Here is a 21,102-nt window from a genome sequence, read left to right as displayed (position 1 = left end):
TAAGTGTCGATGGTGAATATTATATTATAGTAGTTATTAATCTAAGGTTATATGGCTAAAGCAAAATATGATGTATTGTTCAAACTCACATCGAAAGGCGAATAATAAATGGCATTGCTCTTGGGACTATTTTAAAAACACTTCTGTTGCTCCATAGCCAAATTTTTCTTTCTGGGCATCTCTAAAACTTTTGATGCTTTTGTTCTGACTTAAGTGTTTCCGTATCATATATTTTAGTGTGCCGTTTCCTACCCCATGTATAAAAGTTATTCTATCATAACCCAAACTAATAGCCTTGTCGAAATTATTTTCAAACTCACGGAACTGTATATCTAGTGCTACTTCAGGAGTTATATCTATATAGTTTTTTGTTATTTTTTCTATATGTAAATCTACTTCTACCTGCGGTCTTTCTAATGCGATGGTAGCTTCTTTCTCTATAATATCAGCATCGAAATTTTTTACCAAGTCTGTAATATCTAAATCGGGTTCAATAGCTTTGGTCAATAGTTTTATCGAATATCTGCGTCTACTATTTTCTTCGGTGTAGTGCATCAAATCTTTTGCACGGTAACTAAATTTATATTGTGCTACCAAAGGCAATAAGCTGCTTTGCCCCATCAAAGGTATTAAATAAAAGTGATATACAGGCCACTTCTCAGGCATAGTAAAATCAAGCTGTTCCACACTTAATGCCTTGCCAGATAGCAGTTGCCCTTTGGTCAATAATTTATATACTTTATCTTTCTCTTTATATATAGCGAAAATAATTTCATGCTCAAAATGATTGAGAATTTTGATCTGATAATAACTGCCTACATGTTGTTCAAGCAATACAAATAGCCCGGGGTCTTTAAATTTAATATTGGACTTATCTTCTATTTTATGCTCTACTTCTCCGCTCAATTTATTTTGCCCTATTACTACAATTTCATTCCTTAATACAGGTATTTCAAACCCATCTGATATTTCCACGCCCATAGTTTTATCATCAATGATGCGGGTAATAATACCATCAAGGTTTTCGTTTAAGAATTTTACTTTGTCTCCGGGCTGCATGTTATTTTATATTTTACCCCGCCGCGGCGGGATTGTTTTTTATTTTAGGGATACGGAGCAAGGAATAAGGAGCTGACGCCGTCCGCCGCAGCGGAGCCCTTACTCCTTATTCCTATATTATGTACTTTCCGATAATTCTAACCATCTCAAAGATTTACTGTCGATATCGTTAGTTAAAAATTCGAGTCGTTGACCCCATTGCAAAAGGTCTTCGTGATTGCTACTGCCTTGGTTCAATTTTTCTTCAAGTTCTTGTTTTTCTTTTTCTAATTGTGGTAATTCTTTTTCGAGTGTTTCAAACTCAAATTTTTCTTTAAAACTTAGTTTGTTTTTATTAGATTTTATTTCTGTTTTTGTTTCAGAAATTGAATTTTGTGGTTGCGAATTACTTTTTTTACTGGAGATAGTTTCCTTCTCTTTTAGTTTGGTATATTCTCTATATTCTGAATAGGTACCATTATAATTTGTAACAATTCCATCGCCTTCAAATACAAATAATTGGTCTACCAATTTGTCCAAGAAATATCTATCGTGACTCACTATTAACAGGCATCCTGCAAAGTACTGCAAAAACTCTTCAAGTGCATTTAGTGTTAATAAATCCAAATCGTTTGTAGGCTCATCTAATATTAAAAAGTTTGGATTTGTCATTATAATAGTTAACAAAAACAGCCTGCGTTTTTCGCCACCACTTAACTTAGATACATAAGTATATTGTCTTTCGGGCGGGAAATGAAAAGCCGTGAGCATTTGCGAAGCTGTAATGTGGCTGCCATTTGAAGTAGGTATTATATCAGCAATATTTCTTATCGCATCTATTACTCTTGTATCATTTGGGAGTTTTATATTATCTTGTTTGAAATAGCCGAGTATAATAGTTTCACCCAAATTAAGTTTGCCAGAATCTGGTTTTTCAGCTCCTGTTATTATATTCAATAAAGTTGATTTTCCTACTCCATTTCTACCTACAATTCCAATCTTATCTCCACGCTTAAATGTATAATCAAATCCAGCAAGAATGGTTTTATCTCCGTATTTTTTTTGCACATTTTTCAGTTCCAAAATTTTGCCTCCGATGCGGTTCATCTTCAAATCAAATTTTAGTTCTTGGTAGCTATTTTTGCGTAATGCTTTTTCTTTTATGTCATCAAATGCTTGTATCCTACTTTTCGACTTGGTGCCTCGTGCTTTGGGCATCTTACGTATCCATTCAAGTTCTGTTCTATAGGAGTTTTTTGCTTTATCGGTCTCACGCGATTCATTAAACATTCGCTCGTTTTTCTTCTCCAGAAAATATTCGTAATCACCATCATATTGATATAATTTGGTCTGGTCCATTTCGAATATTCTATTACATACCCTGTCTAAGAAATATCTATCGTGAGTTACCAATAATACAGTTACATTTTGTTGGGTCAAATAATTTTCGAGCCATTCTATCATTTCCAAATCCAAATGGTTGGTAGGCTCATCTAATATAATAAAATCGGGCTGGTCAATTAGCAATGCAGCAAGTGCCAAACGCTTTTTCTGTCCACCACTCAAGGTACTTATAACGGTATCAATTCCTGGCACTTGAAAGTTGGACATGATTTGTTTGATACGCACTTCATAGTCCCAAGCATTTAAAGCATCCACTGCATTACTGGCTTTTGCTATTAAATCCATATCATTTTGTGCAATGGCTATTTCATATTCCTTGATAACTTTTTGAATGGGATTATCATCATGAAATATATAATCACTAATCAAGTGAAATTTTTCCACATTGGGGTCTTGAGTTAGGTACCCTCTTGTATAATCTTTGTTAAAGGCAACACCACCCGTATCAGGGCTTTCGATGCCTGCTAAGATATTTAGTAAAGAAGTTTTTCCGGTTCCATTTTGAGCAATCAAGGCTACTTTTTCACCTTTCTCAATTCCGAAAAATATATCTTCAAACAGTACGCGATCTCCATATCGCTTGGTCATTTTTTCTACGGAAACTATATTTGGCATTTAATGGGAATGATAAATTATTAATGATGAATTATAAATGGGCTGTCGCCAGATGACATTTCTTTAATTGAATTTGAATAACAGACTTGGTATAGCGTAATTTAGTAATAAATGATATGTGATGAATGAGTTGTCATCTGATGATGCTTTATATAGTTATTAGTATGATAGCCACCGAATGGCATTAATAATTTATCATTTATAATTCATAATTGTTTCTTCTATCCCCACATGTTTCTTATATGCATTTAAAGTATTCATCAGCAAACCTGCAATGGTCATGAGTCCTACGCCACCAGGAACCGGAGTTATATAGGAAGCAACTTCTTTGGCACTGTCAAAATGTACATCGCCTTTTATTACATATCCTTTTTCGTTATCGGCATCCATTCTGGTTATTCCTACATCAATTACTACTGCTCCGGATTTTACCATTTCGCCTGTTACCATTTCTGGGATACCCGATGCTACAATTAATATATCAGCTTGCAAAGTATATGAATTCAAATCCACTGTTTTGCTATGACACATTGTTACCGTACAATTGCCAGGATAAGCATTGCGACTCATCAATACTGCCATAGGTTTGCCCACAATATCACTGCGACCAATTACCACGCAGTGTTTTCCCACTGTTGGTATATTATAATGTTCGAGCATCAATAAAATACCGTAGGGTGTAGCAGGCAATAAAGTATCAACACCTTTCACCATTTGTCCAGTATTATAAGGATGGAAACCATCCACATCTTTGTGCGGAAGAATTGCATCCGTCACTTTATTTGCATTTATATGTTTTGGCAAAGGCAATTGCACCAACATACCATCTACAGTTTCGTCATTATTAAGTTTCGCAATTAATTCCAGAAGTTCATTTTCGGTAGTTGAAACATCCAAACGAATCGCTTCCGATTCCATGCCCACAGCTTTGCTATTACGCTCTTTGGAGGCAACATAAGTTTGGCTTGCACCATTATCGCCCACTATTACCGCAACTAATTTTGGTTTACGCTTGCCTTGAGAAATATATCCTTCTATTTCGGTTTTCAATGTTGATTTGATGGTTTCCGATACCAATTTGCCGTCGAGTAATTGCATAAGTATTATAATAGTTTTTTAATAGGTTTGGAATTCTTTTATGTATAGTGGTTCGCTGTATGCCAAATCTGCAAATGTATTTTTTATATATTTTTGATGTACGATTTGAGCCAAATGGTTAGCATTTATCTTTTCTGTTTGTATGTATTTAAAATTGTCGTTTTGGGTTGCAAATTTCGTGAATAAATCTCGGTCTTCACCACAAAAAATAAAACCTTCAAAATTTGTTTGGGCATAATCAACCAAATCCTTTGCCAGCAAGTAACTAGGGGATTCTACCACATTTCCATCTTTATCCAAAACCGTGAAAAAGAACTCATCCTTACGGGCGTGGATGCATGGAATCAGCAATGAATTAACTTCTGACTGCTGTTTCGCAAACAAATGATATAATATTTCGAAACCGTTTACAGTAATCAAAGGAATCTCATTGGCATAACAAATCCCTTTGGCTGCCGATAATCCCACACGCAAACCTGTATAAGAACCTGGCCCCATATTGAGAGCGACCGCTTGTATATCTTTTAAAAGTATATGGGCTTCTTGGCAAACTTTTTCGATAAGTAAAGTAATTACCGAAGAATGTTTTTTCCCATCTTCAAAGGTATATGATACGAGTTCTCCATCTCGGCAAATGGCCGCGGAGCAAATATCCGCTGTGGTTTCTAGAATTAGGATGTGGGTGTTCACTGGGTGCAAAGATAATGTGGGATTCAGGATATAGTCCCGATAGCTATCGGGCTTGGGGCCTGATGCCGTCATGCTGAACTTGTTTCAGCATCTCAAAGATTGTGTATATTAAAACCTGAATACTGATAGGTCGCGACAGGGTGACGTCGCAACGGCAATGCAATTAGGCGTCAGCGTCATGTTGAATTTATTTCAGCATCTCAAATTGCCTGCATTAAACCCCCATCGGCACCTCCATCACCAAAATTTCACTATCTGTATCAGCAATAATGTTAATTTTATTTGCGTCCGAAATGCCTAGTCCATCGCGGGTTTCGAGAACATTGCCTTCAATAGTTAAATTTCCTGATATTACAAATATATAGATTCCGTTTCCTTCTTTTTTGATATGATAGTCAATAGATTTTCCCGCATCCATTTTGCTAAAATAGAACCACGCATCCTGATGTATCCAAACCCCCGCATCATCTGCATTGGGCGAAAGTATTTGTTGTAATTTATTAACTCGGTCAGCTTCATTTAAAGTGACTTGTTGGTAACGCGGCGTTACATTTTTTTTGTTGGGGAATAACCATATCTGAAACAACTTTACAGGCTTGTCTTTATTGGCATTATACTCACTGTGTACCACGCCAGTTCCCGCACTCATAACTTGTATATCATTTTGGCGAATTACTTCTTTATTACCCATATTATCTTGATGCTCCAAATCGCCTTCCAAAGGAATCGTAATAATTTCCATATTATCATGCGGGTGCATACCAAATCCCATTCCTCCTGCAATATTGTCGTCATTGAGTACACGCAATACACCAAAGTGCATGCGTGTGGGATCGTAATAACTTGCAAAACTAAAACTATGGTGGGCATCAAGCCAACCGTGGTTTGCGTGACCACGGGTATTTGATTTGTGGAGTATAGTATTCATGTTTTTTATTGATTATTTATATGATGACAAAGTGTTTTTAAATATGTTTTATTTTTATACATACCTGTTTCAGTTTGGTGAGTTTCGTATTATTATATTCTTACTTTTTTTTCATTGCCAAAAAAAAGTAACAAAAAAAGGCTAGGGTTTGGTAAAATTTTAGTGACTTACTACGCATGCTATTTTTGCCCGAGAAAAAAACTCGCAAAGCTCAAACAGTTTTTCTCCCTGTTGCAACCTTGCACACAAATACGCCTGCTCGACGTCTACTAAAATTTTACTTATGCCCGTCCGATATGCTATAAAGTTTAGACATTAATTACTTAGATTGTTATATAATTTTCTTCAAAATTCCGTTTTCAAAAAGCAGCGTTTGGCCATTTTCCATTTTCCATTCTTCGATTGGTATTTTCAATTTCCATGAGCTTTTAATATCTATTGCCTTGCCCATTACCAACGTACACATTTCCATAGTGTAACCAATTGCTATTCTACCCATTAAAATATTGTCGAATATGGGCTTGCCGAACTTTTGGGTATATTTATCTGCTTCCCATTTATAATAAGATTTTCCTTTTCTATTAGGACCTAAAGTGGATAACACATCGGTTGCTATTTTTTGACCTTCCTTGTTTTTTAATATTACTGCCATAGTATAATATATATCATCCATTTTGATGTCTTCACAAGTCCACACATCGCCTATTTTTGTTGCAATGAGTGTCCCCTTCACCAAATCAACCGAAGTGCCTACATAGGTATCACTAAAAATAAATTTTTTCCCTACTGCCAAAGATTTTTGTTTGTGCCAATAGCCTTCAACAATAAAATGGAAAGTATGCTCATACTCACTTTGGTATATATAGTACAAAGTATCATTATTCGATAAATTGATCAACTGAAATGCATAGTCGCTTCCAGAGCCATAGTTGGCACTATCATACATGGGTTTTATGACATCAATTACAATAAATCTTTTGCCGAATAACCGATCGTAGTTCGAGTGATTATTCTCATCATTATAATATATGTTTTCTGGAATATAACTGTCAATATGATAGTCCTTAATAAAGCCGTCATAACCATTTTGTTTCAAATCATCGTTCAAAGGTTTCAGAAAAAGTGTTTGACCAAGGTATGAATAGGCATCACCTTGCAGAAAGTTGGTCATACTATCATATATTTTTATGTGAGTAGCTGCACTTTTTAATTCTGTATGGCCTGCAAAACCTTTGAAAGATAGAAAGGTTAACAATATTGCTGAAAAGATGGATTGGATTTTCATAAAACATTTATTAGGCAAAAATAGGAAAAATATTGCAAAGTTTGTGATGCTGAGTTTATCGATTATCACGCGGAGGTAGTTTGTCATGTTGTCCGCCGCTGCGGACAGACTGACAATCGTCCTAACCAAACAGCATCCTTAAATAAAACATCGGATTTCCAAACTTGGAACGTAAATCTATATTGGCAAACATGCAGGAAATCGTATTACGGAATTCTTTGTTGCGAGAGGCTTTGTTCACCACAAAATTAAAAAGAAATTTATACTTGCAAAGTTTTAATAAAGTGCTTCCAATTTTAAGTTCGTGCCCCACTTTTTGTTTGATAACAGTATCATAGTTTCGTTTAAAAAATGTTTCACTATAATTCTTTTCTGCTATAGCTTTTATCGCAGCATAGGCCGCGTAACGTCCTGATAGTATAGCATTTCCGATTCCTTCGCCCGTAAAGGGATCAATTAAACTAGCGGCATCGCCAGTCAAAATTACATAATCGGTGGAGCGTTTCACAGGTTTGTTTCCGAGAGGTAATCCCCAACCTTGAATGGGAGATTCAGGTTTTGCGTTTGCAAATCGTTCTTTGAATTGAGGCAATAATAATATATCCTTAAATATTTTTTTGAGATTGAGGTTATTTTTCGAAACTTCAGATGACAGTATACCCAAACCTATATTTGAAACTCCATTTGACATCGGAAAAATCCAAAAATATCCTGGCAAAATTTCAGGCAAGAAATGGAGTTCTATATAGTTCATTTCATGGTAACCCGTAATGCCTGTATAATAGGCACGGATTCCTGCGGAGAAGGCTTCCAAATCACGCTTGCTGCCGCCCGACACATATTTGTGCGAGATGCCCCGTTCGCCATCTGCTCCAATTAATATTTTAGTTTTTGTATGATAAGCAGTTCCCTCAATTTTAATTTGCAAATTGAGTAACTCATTTTCCTTTTCTATATATAATAGTTCGCCCGTAATTCTTTTTGCAAAATCAGAATTTGTATAATTATATAAGTAGTTGTCGAAATCTATACGTTTGGAAATAAATCCTGGGGGTGGAGATTCTTTGGTGATGTTTGGAAGAAAAGGAATATCGGCTTGCTTGCCATTGGGTGCTACAAAACGAACACCGTAGCTTGGCAAATAATCATTTTGGTTTTTTGCAAATTGTGCAGCCACATCGGGAATTGCATGTTTAAGGTGGCTCAAAACTTTTCCGCTAAGGGCATCACCACATACTTTATCACGAGGAAACACGGCTTTATCAATTAATAAATGTTTAATCCCAGCTTGTGATAAAAACATAGATGCACTAGCACCTGCTGGCCCAGCTCCTGCTATTATCACTTCGTATTCTTCTTCTAAAATCACGCTGCAATATTAATCCAAATTAATCAATTGAAAGATATATACTCGACTCTTTATTGTTTGTAATTTTGAATCTGGAATCTCGAATACACATGTATTATAGTCCGTCCGTAAAGGGACTTAGGTCGTTGTCATATATGATAAGTTACCTATATTAGGTCACTGCGGGACTTCGGTGTATTTGAAAAAAAATTCTAATTTTGTGTTGTTAGTTGTCGAAAAGGAATAGTTCATTTCGGGATTCATAAAATCTTTAATAGTTTTTACAAGTCCCTTTAGCGACGATAGCTTGGCTGTAGTTGAACCAAACCAATACCTGAAGGCTCTTTAGGGACGGGATATCTTTTGCTTGTTGATAAAAAAAATATTGTACTTAATTAAAGTATTCGCACTTTTGCATTGGTTTCGGTTCCACCATGTTTAACAAAATATGAGGATTAAAAGGGAATCATGTGAGATTCATGAACATTTCCCGATGCTGTAAAACCCCATCCTACGGAGGAATTTTTTTGTAACCATTGCCACTGCTCAGTTTTACTGAATGGGAAGGCCACAAAAAAGGGGGAAGTCAGAAGACCTGCCTAAACTAGTATTATCAAAGCTTTCGGGTAAAAAGCGTTTTGGTGAATTTTGGAACTCCATTATTTGTCATTCATTTTTTCCGTAGCTTTATAACAAAAGCAAATGGAGAAAAACTATTATATACTATTCACAAACAGATTCATATCTGTATGTATATTATTGTGGGTTTTTTCCTATAAAATAGTTGCTCAAACACCCACCGACTCAACAAGTGCCAAACAATTTCCAGCAGTTGATATTTTATCGAAGAATTACAAAATTTCAGAAACTGGAATTAAAACAACCACCCCCGATTCGGCTTTAAAGTATATAAACAATTATAAGGACCTTGCTGATATTATTAACTTAAACAGCACGGCTTATATCAAAAATTATGGCAACGGAGGTTTAGCCACAGTCTCATTTAGAGGGACAGGTGCTGAGCATACCAATGTATTGTGGAATGGTTTTCAGTTTAATAATCCTGCTTTGGGGCTCACAGATTTGTCAGGACTTGCAAGTAATTCAAATGAAAAGATAACGATGCTTGCGGGAGGTAATGCAACAGCGGCTGGAAGCGGAGCTATTGGGGGTTCAGTTCTTATTGATCAGGATTATGAGAAGAAAGATGCAATAAATTTTTCAGGCAATTATAATACTATTGGCGGGTATACTAACGCGTTTAGTGCGAATATGGGTAGTGACAAATTGGTATTTAATTTAAGTATAGTCGACCGTGAGAATAACAACAATTTTAAATATATCAATCCTTTTAAGTTGGGAAATCCGCTAGAGCAAATGCCAAGTGTAAAATCTAGTAAAAGAACTTTCAATGGCTCTGTATTATATCAATTTAGTAAGAATCTATCATTTAAATTATTAAGTTTATATAATACCTATCGTTTAGAAATTCAAGCTCCTATCGGAATTGATATTATACAGGGAACACGCGATGGACTTAATATGGTGAATGGTATTCACCTTGATTTTAAAAGCAATGGCGGTATAACCCAAATAAAAACAGGCTTGCTCAATCAGAATGAAACCTACGACGGTAGACCTGCAAATTATCAGCATTCGCAAACCAATATTACCCAATGGCAAAATACAGCGGAGCACTTTTTTAATATCATGAAGACTGGCAAAAGTGAGCATAAGTTTTCTTTTGCTCTCGAACATCAATTTATAAAAGGCGAGCAAACGAATTATAATATCAAACGAATTGAAAATCGCACTGCGGTGATGATTCGCTATAAATTGAATTTAAAAAAACGCTTTCAAATTTCAGCTAATATTCGTGAACAGTATTATTCTAACTCAAAACCGTTCTTTTCTCCGTTCGTAGGATTACAATATATACTTTCACAAAAAAATAGATACATAATTCTATTGAAATCAAATGCTACTAAGGGTTTTAGGCTACCCACCTTTAATGAGCGTTATTATCAGCCTGGTGGAAATATTAATATCAAACCTGAAAATACCAAGCAAGTGGAAGCTGGTTTAGTATATAAGTATTGTAGTGAATTGTTTAAGCATGATATTGAAATCACGTATTATTATAATCATATTTACAATCGTGTTGTTTGGACTAATTTAAACAGTCCGAGTTATCCCGAACCAATCAATTTGAAAGAGACTAAAATTAATGGAGTGGAGTTGGTTTATAGTATTACTACACGCTGCAAAAAAATTGGTATTAGAAGTCAATTAGCAGCTACATATACTCAAAGTTTAAATATTAGCCCAAGTTTGAAAGGCCGACAAATGATTTACATTCCCCCCTTTAAATGTAATTGGTGGACAGAAATTAAATACAAAAATACCTCCCTAGTTTATTTACTGCAACAAATAGGTGCACGCTATACAAACCTTGATAATACTGATTGGTTGGAGCCTTACCTAGTTCAAAATATTTATATACAACAGCAAATAAAATTCAGAAAATTAGATTTATTAGGGTCATTAAAGTTTATAAATTTAGGTAATGTATACTATCAAACATTGCAAAACTACGCCTTACCGGGTCGTTATATAGAAACATCAATTATAATAAACATAAAACAAAAATGAAAAAACACATCTACACATTTGCAGCATTTGTAATGCTATCGGGTTTTGCGGTAAACGCCCAAACAGTTGCCGATTTTGAAAGCGTCATCATTCCTGCTGCAGGATACCACAATGGGAGTGATTTCAGCAAAAAATTTGAATCCGGCAATATCATATTAAAAAATAGTTATGATACCGCTTGGGGATTTCCCTCATGGAGTGGGTTCGCCATTAGTAACAAAATTGATACAAACACTGCGGGATACTTTAATCAATATAGCACAATTGCAGGTAAAGGATATAATAGTTCTAATAACTTTGCATTAGGTTATGCGTTTTCAACTATTATATTAAAGAATCAAGCTGCAGGTAAAGAAGCAAAAGGGTTTTGGATTACCAATAATACTTATGCATATTTGAGTATGAAAAATGGAGATAGCACATTTGCAAAGAAGTTTGGCGGAGTATCCGGCAATGATACCGATTGGTTTAAAGTGACTATTCAAGGTTACAAAGCTGGAAATGCTACCAAAAGCAAAGACTTTTATCTAGCCGATTTCCAAAATAAAGACAACAGCAAAGACTACATCGTAAAAGCTTGGACTTGGGTAGACCTTACAACTGTGGGCAATATAGATAGTTTACAATTCATGTTTTCATCAACAGATACAGGCAAATATGGAATGAATACACCAGGCTATTTCTGTATGGATAATTTTGTAACCTCTGATAATTATACTGCGGTGCAAAATTTAACTTCAAATAATTCTTTATATATTTATCCATGTCCCGCAAGTGAAATTATATATACCAGTGAAAATCTTGCGGGCAAAACCGTAAGCATCTTTGATATGAAAGGCAATAAAGTATATTATAATAACCATGATGCAGGCAATAGCATTGAAGTATCTTTGCTGACAAAAGGCATGTATGTATTGCAAATTTTGGATGGAGGTAACATTTTACAAACTAAATTTGTAAAGCAATAATATGAAGTAGATCTCATCGGTGAGGACACCAATGAGGGACCTAAAATTATGAACAGAATATAGAGGACTCTGCCTATGGTTGTCCTCACCAACCACCAAAATATGAAAAAAATATTATATTATATTATATTATTCTGCATACCAATGCAATTGATGGCACAATACGACCCATCCGCTGGAGTGATTGGTAGCAAAGCTTTGTACAAAGATTCTAATATCTTTGTAGCATGGACAAATGCCTGTTCTATCAACCGTGGATGGCAAAATATTGTCGATACCAGTTTAGGCAGAACAACGGTGGGTGACAGCAATAGTATTATAGGAATAGCAGATAACAATGTAGTAAGTTTAGGCGATGGGGGAACTATTATACTAAATTTTAGTTCTCCGATTTTTAATGGTAAAGGTCCCGATTTTGCTATATTTGAAAACTCATTTGATGATGGTTTTTTGGAACTGGCATTTGTAGAAGTAAGTTCAGATGGAAGCACTTTCCATCGCTTTGCGGCGATAGATAATAATGATACTACAATACAATATAATAATGCAGCACATTTGGATGCTACGAGATTGTATAATCTGGCAGGAAAATACAGGGCAGGTTACGGTACACCTTTCGATTTGGAAGAATTAAAAAATATCGCCGGGCTTGATATTTATCATATTACGCATATCAAATTAATTGATGTAATTGGTTCTATTAATGATTCATTTTGTAGTCGTGACAGTAGGGGTTTGAAAATTAATGACCCGTGGCCAACACCTTTCCCATCAGGCGGCTTCGACTTAGATGCAGTCGGTGTGATACACGATTTTAATCATACAGGATTTGCAAATATGGGCTCAAATAAATCAATATATATATATCCAAATCCTGCAAACGATTATATACAGATACAAAATTTAGAGTCTAATTCAACCATAATTCTATATGATATAACGGGGAAGTTAATTGATGTTTCCCAACAGCAAAATATAGTAAATATTACTGATTTGATTGCAGGTGTCTATTATCTTAAAATACAACAACGAAATTTGTGTACTTATTATTCTTTTATCAAACAATGAGATTTGCTATAATCATATTTTTCTGTGTGTTCATTTGCATAGTAGCTTGTAAGAAAAAAGAGCCACAACCCATGCCTGTATTGATAAAACCTTCAGCAGTATATATTGTGAATGAAGGAAATTTTGGTTGGGGAAATGGGGAGCTTAGTTTGTACGACCCCGATACCAAAACAATTGAAAATAATCTATTCTTTAGAAATAATAGTTATAAATTGGGTGATGTTGTTCAAAGTATTTCCGAATACAATGGGAAGTACTATATTGTGGTAAACAATTCAGGCAAAATAGAAGTGGTAAACAAAACAGATTTTAAGCATATTGCAACTATTACTGGATTTAAAAGTCCACGTTTTTTTAAGCCTGTAAGTTCCGATATCGCTTACGTTACAGATTTATATGATAATCAAATCTCTGTGGTCAATCTACAGAACAATACCATCATCAAACATATTTCTATTTTTGGTTGGACGGAAGAAATGTTACTATATAATGATGCTGTTTATGTCTCGAATCTATACAGTAATTATATTTATAAGATTGATGCAAAAACACATACTTTAACTGACAGTACAAAAGTGTTTTATGGCAGTAATAGTTTTGCCAAAGACAAGGAGGGCAATATATGGGTAGCGAGTTTGGGCGATTCTATCAAAGGTTATAAAGGCGGCATCACTTGTATAGCAACAAACGGGAAAGATATTTTAAAAAGTATGCAGTTTCCTCTAGCCAAAGAATATGCGAGCGATCTTAGAATGAACAAAAAGGGAGATACTTTATATTATATCAACAAACATATATATATTATGCCCGTCAGTGCCAATACACTTCCTACAAATTACATATATTCAGGAACAGGAAAAAATTTCTATGGACTCGGAGTCGACCCCCAAACTAGCACCATTTATGCCGCCGATGCAAAGGATTATGTGAGTAATGGGAAAGTATATAAGCTTAGACCGACATCACAAGTTGACGTAGATTCTTTTAGTACGGGCATTATACCGAACGGATTTTTGTTTAGATAATGGCCGTCCGTCATCTTGAGCATTGTTTCAATGCGAAAGATCCGTTGATCCTGATAGCTATCGGGCCGAAGACGGATCGTACTACGTTTCAGCAGATTCTTTGCCCGAAGTGGGCACGATAGTTATCGGACTTAGAATGACGTTTTATTCCCCATTCGCCGGCGGCGGACAAATCCTATTCCCCTATCTTTGCCCCACCTCATGTATACCCTTGCCAAAAATATATTATTTATGATGAGTCCTGAACGGGCACATTATGTTACAATGTATATGCTCAGAATCTTGCGTGTATTGGGCTTGGGCAAAATATTTTTCAAAACTCATAAGCAAAAGGGCGTAGATTTTTTGGGTTTGCATTTCCCAAATAAAGTTGGATTGGCGGCAGGTTTCGATAAAGATTCAAGATGGTTGCCTGAACTTCAAATGCTCGGTTTCGGACATATAGAAGTGGGAACTGTTACCCCATTAGCCCAACCTGGAAATCCCAAACCTCGATTGTTTAGGTTATTAAAAGACCAAGCTTTAATTAATAGAATGGGCTTTAATAATATGGGCGTGGATAGTATGGTAGAACGTTTGAAAAATCGTCCTGCGGGTTTGATAGTAGGCGGAAATATAGGAAAGAACAAAGTAACGCCTAACGATCTTGCTTTCTTGGATTATCAAATATGTTTTAAGAAATTATATAATTACGTAGATTATTTTACGGTAAACGTAAGCAGTCCCAACACGCCGGGCTTACGTGAATTGCAGGACAAGGGGCAACTCATGCATATATTAAGCGGCTTGGTTGCCACACGACAATTATATATTAGTGAAGGAAAACCGCGGAAACCTATTTTGCTAAAAATTGCACCAGATTTAACTCACGAACAACTGGACGAAATTATTACTATATATTTTCATACAGGCATAGAAGGAATTGTTGCCACCAACACAACGATTGAACGCCCTCACTTACATCCCTCAAATGCAAATGAAACAGGTGGACTCAGTGGTAAACCATTAACCAAACATTCCACTAAAGTTATACAGTACATCCATGAAAAATCACTCGGCAAAATTCCTTTGATAGGTGTAGGTGGAATACATAGTACAGAAGATGCAGAAGAGAAACTGGAAGTAGGAGCTAAATTGGTTCAATTATATACAGGTTTTATTTATGGTGGGCCTGGGTTGGTGAAGGACTTGGGGGAGTTGTAATATATATTAACTCTGTGTACCTCTGTGATGTTTTAAACTCTGTGGTTAAAAGTAAATTAACCACTGTGTAACACGGAGAATGGCACAGTGTTTCAAAGAGGAATACTAGTGTTAACGAAACGTGAGAATTAAATATATTTTAAAAACTCCGTGTACCTCTGTGAGTTTTCCCTCTGTGTAACACTATGGTTAAAAAAACCTCATATAATTATAAGCATTGTGAGATGCCTCCTGTCGTCGGCATGACAAAACGGACAAGGCATTTGTATAAAAATAAGCATGATAAAATTCGTTCCGCCGAGGCGGACGTCAATCGTAATTTGCAATTCTTTTACAAGTCGTGCCCCATTTTATTTTTCTTCGTTTTCAAATAATTTTCATTATGATGATTCGACGCAATTTTGAGTGGAATATTTTCTACGATTTCTAATCCATAACCTATTAAACCTACACGTTTTGTTGGGTTGTTAGATATTAAACGCATTTTAGTTACGCCCAAATCACGTAAGATTTGTGCACCTACACCATAGTCACGCTCGTCCATTTTGAAACCTAATTTTTCATTAGCTTCCACAGTGTCGAGTCCTTGCTCTTGGAGTTTATATGCTTTTAATTTATTCAACAAACCTATTCCACGTCCTTCTTGATTTATATATACAACTACACCATGTCCATTGTCATTAATCATTTGCATGGCTTGGTGCAATTGCTCTCCACAATCGCAGCGAAGTGAATGAAAAATATCACCTGTTACACAACTACTATGTACACGAACCATCACCGCTTCTCCAGGATTCCAATGACCTTTCACCAAAGCCAAATGTTCTTCACCTGTTACAATTTGTCTATATGCTACTAAGTCGAAATCACCATATTTGGTTGGCATCTCCACAGATATTTCACGTTTGATGAGGGACTCATTTTTAAGTCTATATTCTATTAAATCTTTGATGGTGATAAGTTTCAAATCGAATTTTTCTGCTACAATTTTCAGGTCATCTAATCTCGCCATAGTACCATCTTCTTTCATGATTTCACATATCACACCTGCAGGTTCAAGCCCTGCCATGCGTGCCAAATCAACGGTGGCTTCTGTATGTCCAGCTCTGCGAAGAACGCCTTCATCCTTGGCTTTAAGCGGGAAGATATGCCCGGGTCTTCCCAAATCATCAGGACGTGTTGCGGGATCTATTAATGCCAATACAGTTTTAGAACGATCTTGAGCAGAGATACCTGTGGTGCATCCTTTGCCCAGCAAATCAACAGAAACCGTAAACGGAGTTTCGTGGCTTGTTGTATTAACTCCGACCATCAAATCGAGTTGCAATTCATTACAACGTTGCTCAGTGATGGGAGCACAAATAAGTCCGCGACCTTCTTTGCTCATGAAGTTAATCATCTCAGCCGTGGCGTGGCGTGCGGCACACAGGAAGTCGCCTTCGTTTTCACGCTCTTCGTCGTCAACGACTATAATACATTTGCCAGCTTTTATATCTGCAATGGCTTCTTCTATTTTATCGAACATCTTTTTTTTTAATCCGTCAACTGAAGCAAACGGGTATGGTTAATGGTTAATTGAATTGTCAGTTTACTATCTACTATCTACTACTCGCCGCGGCGGGTTGTCTACTGTCAACTGTCAACTGTCAACTGTCAACTGTCAACTGTCTACTTACTACTTACTACTTACTACTTACTACTTACTACTGCCCGCCGCGGCGGGCTTTCTCCTTTCTCCTTACTACTTACACTACCCGCTGCGGCGGGCTGTCTACTTTCTACTTTCTCCTTACTACTATCTACTATCTACTGTATTATAATATTTAACAACGCTTTCTGCAATTTGTTTTACTTCGAAATGGGTAGCGGCATATAGTTTTGCTTCTTGTCCTAAGGTATGTGCTTCGTGTGTGTGATTTGCATAGTATATAATTTTTTCAGCAAATTCTTTTGCAGTTTTTACGATGATCATATATTCTTTCACTTCTTCGGGCAATCCCTGGGCGGCCATTTTGGTTCCTATAATAGTTTTTCCCATAGCCATAGCTTCCACAGTTTTTACCCGCATCCCACTTCCCGAAAATAAGGGAACTATTAAAGTAGATTTATCAGAAACAAACTCCAAAGCATCCTGCACTTGTCCATGATTATTTACATTGAGGTTATTATATTGATAAAATTCTTGTTCCATGTTTTTGCCCGCCAAATGTAATACTAATTTTGATTTTTTTTGATGGACCAGCGGCCAGACTTCTTTCATAAACCAACGCAAGCCTTCTATATTCGGCATCCAGTCCATAGCTCCGATATGATATATACAATTTTCAACTTTGGTATGTGGAGGCAATTTGGTAATATCAAAGCCTGTATAAGCTATATGTATTTCTTTATCAAAACCTGATTGCTTGAAATATGCTGCATCTTCTATACTTACTGTTATCAAGCCGTCTAGGTGTTTAATAGTTTCCAGTTCATACTTTTTGAGTTGCTGTGCTGCAGTTTTCAAATACCATTTTTTAAAGATATTTGCACTGTGTTCTGCAAGCCCTTCCCATATTTTATGTTCTACATTGGCAGCCCGCATTACGCATTTGGCTTGACTATAGCGGCGAACGATATCTAGATATATAGTTATTTGCAATCCATCGAAATGTATAATGTCATACCTGTTTTTTTGTAATAGTGCAGCTAGTTTATCAGCAATATTTTTATTATAGAAACGTGATATATGATAAGATTTATTTTGCAATAAATTTTTTAAAGCACCCCATGGAGTGATATCGGTTTGTATATTATATATTTCTTTGTGTGGTATTTTTTCTAATTCTAAAGCATTCTTCAAATCTACTTTATTTCGTGAAGGATTCAGGGAAAAGAAAGTAACATCAATTCCCAAATCTACCAAGCCCATCAATGCTTGATATACGCCTACAGTACCGCCATCATTGGGTGGAAAAGGAACCCGGTTACTCAGAAAAAGTACTTTCATTCTGATTCTACTATAATATCTTTATCTTTCTTGAACTGCAACCACGCTTGCACTTTTCGGGCAATATTATAATACCATTCTTTATTAAATAAATTACTGTCGATACTTGCTTTGTAAGTCAGAAATAATCCCAAGGGGATCATTACAAAACTGCTAAGCCACATTCCTATAAACGGACTAAATACATTTTCGTTCGATGCTTTCTCGCCAGCCACCGTAATCATATAATATATAATAAATATAACAATGGCCGACACCATGGGCATGCCCAAACCTCCCTTGCGGACAATGGCTCCAAAGGGAGCACCTATAAAAAAGAATATGATACAAGCAATGCTTAAAGTAAATTTTCTATGCCATTCGAGTCTGAACCTATTCTCAAACTCATATCCATTTTGTAAAGTAACTACCGAAAAATCAGCAATTCCTTTAAGCGTCCTCGTACTATTTAATGCAGCAGAATATATTTTTTGTTTTTCACTTTTCGAAAAATTTGCGGTGAGGTCTTTCCCTTTCACTATATATGGATTTTTCACGATGCGTTGCTGACCGCTAGAATCGTGCAAATGAAAATAGGTACTCATATTATTTAAAAATCCCATCCGTTTTCCCAGTTCGCCTATATTCAAGGAATCTATTGCCTCATCGAGCTCGAGTATATTAAGCATTTGATAATTCTCTTTGAAAAAATCCTCATCACTTCTGTTCAGCTTAAATGCACTCAGATCCATTACTATTTCCTGTTTGCCGAAAGTGGTAACACTAAAAGGATAGGTACGTTTGTTATTGTCTTTGTCTTCCATTTCCTCATAGCGTGTGCCTTTATATAAGGTCACCATTAGTTTGTCTTTATCTTCGTTCATTGCCATTTTACCATCGTCGGCCAATATCAAACTCACATTGCCTTTATTGGAGGTGTGGTCGTATATCATTACCTCATGCATATTCTGGTTGTCGGCATCTTTCTTTCCCACTTTTATGCTATACCCATCTATCTGATTATAGAATAATCCTTCTTTAATATTAAATGCAGGTTTCTGCTGTTGTATATCATATAATAAAGTCCTGATTTTTAACTGGGCATCGGGTATTTGTACATTAGCAAAATAAAAAGCAAGAACCATCATCATCCCACAAAAAATAAAAATTGGCATGGATATGCGTCTTAAAGAAATTCCAGCCGATTTCATAGCAACCAATTCGTAGTGCTGGCCTAGGTTGCCAAAGGTCATAATGGTGGAGAGCAGCACGGCCAGTGGCAAAGCAAGTGGTACCAATGTGGCAGCTTGATATATAAATATTTGGGCAATCACATACCATTCCAATCCTTTGCCCACAAACTCATCGATCCAAAGCCATAGGAACTGCATCACTAGCACAAACATGGAAATGAAGAAGGTGAGCACAAATGGCCCAATGAACTCTTTGAATACGAATAGGTGTAGCTTTTTCAAACTATAGTTGCTAAATCAAAATGCAGATATAGCGGCAAAATTAACCATTCTACTCCATTAATTAGAAACGAGATTTAGAAGGCAAAGACAAAAAATTTGCAAAAAATGCAAAAAACAATTTGAGTTTTGCGGAAAATGAAAATTTGGGAGATATTCATGCCGCTAGTTTTGAACCATTAACTCATCAAAACAAAATTATGGAAAATACTAACAGAAACACCAAGGAATTTCAAAAAGTACTTAAGCATAGAGTACACAATCACTTCAACTTTAACCAAGCAAATATGAAATCTACAGGGAAAAGTTATCTCAAATATATGTTCCTCATTCTTTCATTTGTGGGATTGTATATTTCACTTTTCTCCGTTATTCAAACACCTTTAACCTTATGGCTCTGTTGCTTAACTATGGGTTTGTTAATGGCAGCTATAGGGCTAAACATCAGTCACCAAGCCATGCACGGCAACATATCGCACCGCAAAAATGTGAACCGCTTTATGGGATATACTTTTAATATGCTTGGCATGAGCGATTATATATGGCATATCAAACACGATGTATTCCACCACAGTTATACCAATGATTTCGAAAACGATGAGGCACTTAAAGAAGGTGATGCACTGAGACTTTCGCCCGATGCCCCTCATAAATGGTTTCACCGCTACCAACATTATTATGCTTTTGTGGTCTATGCCCTCTTCACCATCTTTTGGGCATTTGCTTTAGATATGGAAAAACTGAACCGCTACAACCGCAATGGTCACCCTACCAAAAAACAGGGACATGATTTTTCACAATTACTCAAATTTTGGTTGACCAAAGTATTATATATATTCGCTTTTATATTTTTACCCCTTTCATTTTTATCCATCACTTTCGGACAATGGCTTATCGGATTTTTAACGATGCATATAATTGCCAGCCTCATTATAACCCATGTACTGCAAGTAGAGCATTTATTTACAGGAGTTGCCAACCCAAGTGCAGAAGAGCAATCGTGGATGAGCAACCAAATACAAGGCACGTCAAATTTCAAAACAAAAAACCCGATATTGCAATGGTTGGTAGGTGGTAGCAATTATCAGATCGAGCATCATGCTTTTCCTTATATTTCTGCCGATCACTTCAAAGAGATTCAACCCATCCTTATACAAACTGCCGCCGAATATCATATTACTTATTACGAGCATCCTGGCTTTTGGATTGCTGTGAAAGAGCATTATAAGTACTTAAAATTATGTAACTACTCAGGTACAACACGTATTCAAAACCCTTGATAAGTCTAACTATGTTAATATGTTGATAAATTCTATATTCTGAAGAACACCTATAAATGC

Annotated in this window: 16 protein-coding genes and 1 riboswitch; of the genes, 6 read left to right on the top strand and 10 right to left on the bottom strand. The window is 36.0% G+C overall.

The window, feature by feature from the left end; all coding sequences use genetic code 11:
* Positions 1 to 126 precede the first annotated feature (126 nt).
* From SGJ10_09040 to SGJ10_09010, 7 genes are all read right to left on the bottom strand, one after another.
* Entirely contained in the window at positions 127 to 1,059 is a 933-nt protein-coding gene (locus tag SGJ10_09040) for a Smr/MutS family protein (GenBank protein MDZ4758270.1), read from the bottom strand.
* Positions 1,060 to 1,176: 117 nt separating this feature from the next.
* A complete protein-coding gene (locus SGJ10_09035) occupies positions 1,177 to 3,057 on the bottom strand; it encodes an ABC-F family ATP-binding cassette domain-containing protein (protein ID MDZ4758269.1) in 1,881 nt (626 codons plus the stop codon).
* A gap of 195 nt (positions 3,058 to 3,252) precedes the next feature.
* A complete protein-coding gene (locus SGJ10_09030; protein MDZ4758268.1) occupies positions 3,253 to 4,155 on the bottom strand; it encodes a bifunctional 5,10-methylenetetrahydrofolate dehydrogenase/5,10-methenyltetrahydrofolate cyclohydrolase in 903 nt (300 codons plus the stop codon).
* A gap of 18 nt (positions 4,156 to 4,173) precedes the next feature.
* The gene (gene tsaB / locus SGJ10_09025; GenBank protein ID MDZ4758267.1) at positions 4,174 to 4,845 is read right to left on the bottom strand and encodes a tRNA (adenosine(37)-N6)-threonylcarbamoyltransferase complex dimerization subunit type 1 TsaB; all 672 of its coding nucleotides are present in this window, start codon (positions 4,843 to 4,845) and stop codon (positions 4,174 to 4,176) included.
* A gap of 214 nt (positions 4,846 to 5,059) precedes the next feature.
* Positions 5,060 to 5,773 carry a pirin family protein gene (locus SGJ10_09020; protein MDZ4758266.1) on the bottom strand — a complete coding sequence of 238 codons (714 nt, stop codon included), beginning with the start codon at positions 5,771 to 5,773 and terminating at the stop codon, positions 5,060 to 5,062.
* A 331-nt stretch (positions 5,774 to 6,104) separates the two neighbouring features.
* Positions 6,105 to 7,058, bottom strand: coding sequence for a hypothetical protein (locus SGJ10_09015; protein MDZ4758265.1), 954 nt, complete (start codon positions 7,056 to 7,058; stop codon positions 6,105 to 6,107).
* A gap of 121 nt (positions 7,059 to 7,179) precedes the next feature.
* Positions 7,180 to 8,427, bottom strand: a complete 1,248-nt coding sequence (locus tag SGJ10_09010; GenBank protein MDZ4758264.1) for a geranylgeranyl reductase family protein — start codon at positions 8,425 to 8,427, stop codon at positions 7,180 to 7,182.
* A 386-nt stretch (positions 8,428 to 8,813) separates the two neighbouring features.
* Positions 8,814 to 9,024, top strand: a riboswitch (cobalamin riboswitch).
* Positions 9,025 to 9,108: 84 nt separating this feature from the next.
* Between SGJ10_09010 and SGJ10_09005 the strand changes: the two genes are divergently transcribed.
* The 5 genes from SGJ10_09005 (at position 9,109) to SGJ10_08985 (ending at position 15,322) form a co-directional block, all read left to right on the top strand.
* The gene (locus SGJ10_09005; GenBank protein MDZ4758263.1) at positions 9,109 to 11,058 is read left to right on the top strand and encodes a TonB-dependent receptor; all 1,950 of its coding nucleotides are present in this window, start codon (positions 9,109 to 9,111) and stop codon (positions 11,056 to 11,058) included.
* Entirely contained in the window at positions 11,055 to 12,026 is a 972-nt protein-coding gene (locus SGJ10_09000; GenBank protein MDZ4758262.1) for a DUF4465 domain-containing protein, read from the top strand. Before SGJ10_09005 ends, SGJ10_09000 begins: the two co-directional genes overlap by 4 nt.
* A 102-nt stretch (positions 12,027 to 12,128) precedes the next feature.
* Positions 12,129 to 13,094: a T9SS type A sorting domain-containing protein gene (locus SGJ10_08995; GenBank protein MDZ4758261.1), complete on the top strand. Its 966-nt coding sequence runs from the start codon at positions 12,129 to 12,131 to the stop codon at positions 13,092 to 13,094.
* Complete coding sequence (locus SGJ10_08990) at positions 13,091 to 14,119, top strand: hypothetical protein (GenBank protein ID MDZ4758260.1); 1,029 nt, start codon at positions 13,091 to 13,093, stop codon at positions 14,117 to 14,119. The genes SGJ10_08995 and SGJ10_08990 overlap by 4 nt, the downstream gene beginning before the upstream one ends.
* A gap of 201 nt (positions 14,120 to 14,320) precedes the next feature.
* Entirely contained in the window at positions 14,321 to 15,322 is a 1,002-nt protein-coding gene (locus SGJ10_08985; protein MDZ4758259.1) for a quinone-dependent dihydroorotate dehydrogenase, read from the top strand.
* A 331-nt stretch (positions 15,323 to 15,653) separates the two neighbouring features.
* Here the strand turns inward: SGJ10_08985 and SGJ10_08980 are convergent, their stop codons facing one another.
* The 3 genes from SGJ10_08980 to SGJ10_08970 form a co-directional block, all read right to left on the bottom strand.
* Complete coding sequence (locus SGJ10_08980; GenBank protein ID MDZ4758258.1) at positions 15,654 to 16,847, bottom strand: bifunctional 3,4-dihydroxy-2-butanone-4-phosphate synthase/GTP cyclohydrolase II; 1,194 nt, start codon at positions 16,845 to 16,847, stop codon at positions 15,654 to 15,656.
* A 270-nt stretch (positions 16,848 to 17,117) separates the two neighbouring features.
* Complete coding sequence (locus SGJ10_08975) at positions 17,118 to 18,311, bottom strand: glycosyltransferase family 4 protein (GenBank protein ID MDZ4758257.1); 1,194 nt, start codon at positions 18,309 to 18,311, stop codon at positions 17,118 to 17,120.
* Entirely contained in the window at positions 18,308 to 19,765 is a 1,458-nt protein-coding gene (locus SGJ10_08970; protein ID MDZ4758256.1) for an LptF/LptG family permease, read from the bottom strand. The genes SGJ10_08975 and SGJ10_08970 overlap by 4 nt, the downstream gene beginning before the upstream one ends.
* 197 nt (positions 19,766 to 19,962) lie before the next feature.
* Here SGJ10_08970 and SGJ10_08965 point away from each other — a divergent pair, with 197 nt between their 5' ends.
* Positions 19,963 to 21,042 (top strand): acyl-CoA desaturase, encoded by a 1,080-nt coding sequence (locus SGJ10_08965; GenBank protein ID MDZ4758255.1) that lies wholly within the window; start codon positions 19,963 to 19,965, stop codon positions 21,040 to 21,042.
* Positions 21,043 to 21,102 lie beyond the last annotated feature (60 nt).

It is taken from the genome of Bacteroidota bacterium, assembly GCA_034439655.1.
GTDB lineage: Bacteria > Bacteroidota > Bacteroidia > UKL13-3 > UKL13-3 > CANJUD01.
Note: the sequence above shows the minus strand (reverse complement) of the source record. Positions and strands in the feature narration are given on the sequence as shown.

What these genes read in the sequence shown, in the direction of transcription:
- SGJ10_09040 (MDZ4758270.1), bottom strand. Translation starts at nt 1,059, where the DNA reads ATGCAGCCCGGAGACAAAGTAAAATTCTTAAACGAAAACCTTGATGGT.
- SGJ10_09035 (MDZ4758269.1), bottom strand. Translation starts at nt 3,057, where the DNA reads ATGCCAAATATAGTTTCCGTAGAAAAAATGACCAAGCGATATGGAGAT.
- SGJ10_09030 (MDZ4758268.1), bottom strand. Translation starts at nt 4,155, where the DNA reads ATGCAATTACTCGACGGCAAATTGGTATCGGAAACCATCAAATCAACA.
- SGJ10_09020 (MDZ4758266.1), bottom strand. Translation starts at nt 5,773, where the DNA reads ATGAATACTATACTCCACAAATCAAATACCCGTGGTCACGCAAACCAC.
- SGJ10_09015 (MDZ4758265.1), bottom strand. Translation starts at nt 7,058, where the DNA reads ATGAAAATCCAATCCATCTTTTCAGCAATATTGTTAACCTTTCTATCT.
- SGJ10_09005 (MDZ4758263.1), top strand. Translation starts at nt 9,109, where the DNA reads ATGGAGAAAAACTATTATATACTATTCACAAACAGATTCATATCTGTA.
- SGJ10_09000 (MDZ4758262.1), top strand. Translation starts at nt 11,055, where the DNA reads ATGAAAAAACACATCTACACATTTGCAGCATTTGTAATGCTATCGGGT.
- SGJ10_08995 (MDZ4758261.1), top strand. Translation starts at nt 12,129, where the DNA reads ATGAAAAAAATATTATATTATATTATATTATTCTGCATACCAATGCAA.
- SGJ10_08990 (MDZ4758260.1), top strand. Translation starts at nt 13,091, where the DNA reads ATGAGATTTGCTATAATCATATTTTTCTGTGTGTTCATTTGCATAGTA.
- SGJ10_08985 (MDZ4758259.1), top strand. Translation starts at nt 14,321, where the DNA reads ATGTATACCCTTGCCAAAAATATATTATTTATGATGAGTCCTGAACGG.
- SGJ10_08980 (MDZ4758258.1), bottom strand. Translation starts at nt 16,847, where the DNA reads ATGTTCGATAAAATAGAAGAAGCCATTGCAGATATAAAAGCTGGCAAA.
- SGJ10_08975 (MDZ4758257.1), bottom strand. Translation starts at nt 18,311, where the DNA reads ATGAAAGTACTTTTTCTGAGTAACCGGGTTCCTTTTCCACCCAATGAT.
- SGJ10_08965 (MDZ4758255.1), top strand. Translation starts at nt 19,963, where the DNA reads ATGGAAAATACTAACAGAAACACCAAGGAATTTCAAAAAGTACTTAAG.